Annotated in this window: 2 protein-coding genes and 1 pseudogene; all 3 read left to right on the top strand. The window is 54.3% G+C overall.

Annotated elements, in window-relative coordinates; all coding sequences use genetic code 11:
• A pseudogene (locus Q392_RS33560) lies at positions 1-1,258 on the top strand (hypothetical protein); the annotation flags it as partial.
• A 215-nt stretch (positions 1,259-1,473) separates the two neighbouring features.
• Complete coding sequence (locus Q392_RS34265; protein WP_084217428.1) at positions 1,474-1,740, top strand: CPCC family cysteine-rich protein; 267 nt, start codon at positions 1,474-1,476, stop codon at positions 1,738-1,740.
• A 51-nt stretch (positions 1,741-1,791) separates the two neighbouring features.
• Positions 1,792-2,053: hypothetical protein (locus tag Q392_RS26305; protein ID WP_211260314.1), on the top strand; the 262-nt coding region annotated here is incomplete at its 3' end.

Below are 2,053 nucleotides of genomic sequence, written 5' to 3'. Positions count from 1 at the left end.
CACGCTGATCAAGGACTGGAACACCCAGTCCATCGTGCAGGACGTGCAGGCGCAGGCGCAGATCGCGCAGCAGTTCAATCAGAACGCGGCCAGGGCCATTGGCGAATATGCCAATGGAAGACTCCAAGAGGCCGACGATCTCTACGATCTTGCGGCTCGAACGGATGACCCCGAAAGAAAATCGGCGTTGTACGCGCAGGCCGATCAGATACGCGAAGACTGGAAAGAAGGCGGCGTCATGCGGATCGCCGCGCATGCGGCAGCAGGGGCTTTGGGCGGTGGCGCACCCGGCGGCGTGGGTGCGGCTGCTTCCGCCATCAGCGTTCCGCTCATTGCCGAGCAGATCGCCTCATCGGACTTGCCGATTCCCATCAAGGAAGCGCTGGTTGCTGCGGCTGGCACCGCTGTGGGAGCCGCCGTGGGCGGGACTGCCGGCGCAGCCGGGGCGTACACCGAGACTGTCAACAACTTCCTGACAGCCTCTGACTTGCGCTCGCGAGATCAGAAGATCAAAAGCTGCCAAGCCATGGGCGATCCAAAGTGCGAAGTGGCTGTTCTGCAAGAGTATGACCACCGCGATGCGGACAACACGGGGCAACTCAGACGCAGTTCCATCCTGGAAAAAGTTGCTCTGGAGCAAGAGCGAACGCAGTTGGAACTGCTGCTGAATGACTCCACGCTGAGCGAAGAGACTCGACAGCAGGCGCGCAGGAGCATTCAGGAGATCAACACCGCGATCAACGTGATCGACAAGACGCCGGTGATTGCGGAGGCCGCGGCAGTTGGACTGCTGGCCGCCGATATCGCGACATTGGGTGGCTTGGCTGTGGGGCGAACCCTCAGTTCTGCAGTCGTCAGGGAAGTCATTCTCAGTCGAACTGGCAGGGATGTTGGTGAAGAGGCCGCAACGCGAATTACCAATAATTTCTATCGCGACGGTATTGATGCCACGGCCTGGACAACCGGAAAACCAGGAAATATGGAGGCGAACGCTTTTGTTCACTGGAACAAACATGGGTCTGAATTTCCAGAATTACAATCCCTGACTCAATATACAGAGGCGGCTCAGAATTTTGTGGTTAACCCTCCGGTTGGAACGCTCACAAAAACGGCAAAAAATGGGGACGTGCTTTTCTATGATATTTCGACGAATACTTTTGCTGTCAGAACAGTAGACGGGGTTCCAAAAACCATGTTCAGGCCAAATCCTTCTATCCATGGTTTCAAAACAAATATCGATTTCTGGAATTCAAAATGAATGCTGATCTGTACAAATGCCGTGTTTGTCAATTTGATTGCTATCCATTTCTCCCATGGGGAGTGGATGGACTTACTCCATCTTACTCAATTTGTCCTCAGTGTGGAGTTGAGTTCGGATACGAAGATTCTTCTGAGGAAGGTTTAAAAAAATATCGCGACGCTTATAAAAATGCAAAAAATCATGCTAATGGCAATTCAAAAAAATAGAACGCTATGTCGATTCAAGAAAGTGCCATTCAATGCGCCTGTCTTTGCTGTGGCTATCTGACTTATTCGGAGCCTCCTAACGGAAATTGGAACATTTGTCCGGTTTGTTTCTGGGAGGATGATCCGGTTCAAGCTGGAAATGAAAATTATGCTGGCGGAGCAAATCGTGTCTCTTTGAGGCAGGCGAGGAAAAACTTCGGTTTATTCGGCGCTTGCACGCGGGACGCGATTGGCTCTGTTCGTAAACCATACGAGTTTGAGATTTCAAAATAGCAATAGCGCCTGAAGCGCATTAGCAAGAATTTTTCGAGGGAGTTTTCATTCATGCTGTCACCACCCACCCGCGCCTCGCGCGCTCCTGTACTTGCCGCGTTGGCCTTGGCCCTGGCCGCCCTCAGCGGCTGCGCCATCCGCCTGCCGGCTCCCATCACCGGCTACACCTGCTGCAACCTGCGCCCCAGCTATGCCTGGATCGGTAGCAACAACGTGCAGGGCGGCGCCATGCTGCCGGCCGGCCAGCGCGCCAGCTTCGACACCGTCAAGGGCCGCTACTACATCTACGGCAGGATCGGCACGGAGTACGTCT

The organism is Xenophilus azovorans DSM 13620 (assembly GCF_000745855.1).
Classification (GTDB): Bacteria; Pseudomonadota; Gammaproteobacteria; order Burkholderiales; family Burkholderiaceae_C; genus Xenophilus; species Xenophilus azovorans.
The sequence above is the reverse complement of the archived record's forward strand: the minus strand, read 5'-3'. Positions and strand labels throughout refer to the sequence as shown.

Coding starts and splice junctions, on each gene's coding strand:
- Q392_RS34265 (WP_084217428.1), top strand. CDS start 1,474: ATGTCGATTCAAGAAAGTGCCATTCAATGCGCCTGTCTTTGCTGTGGC.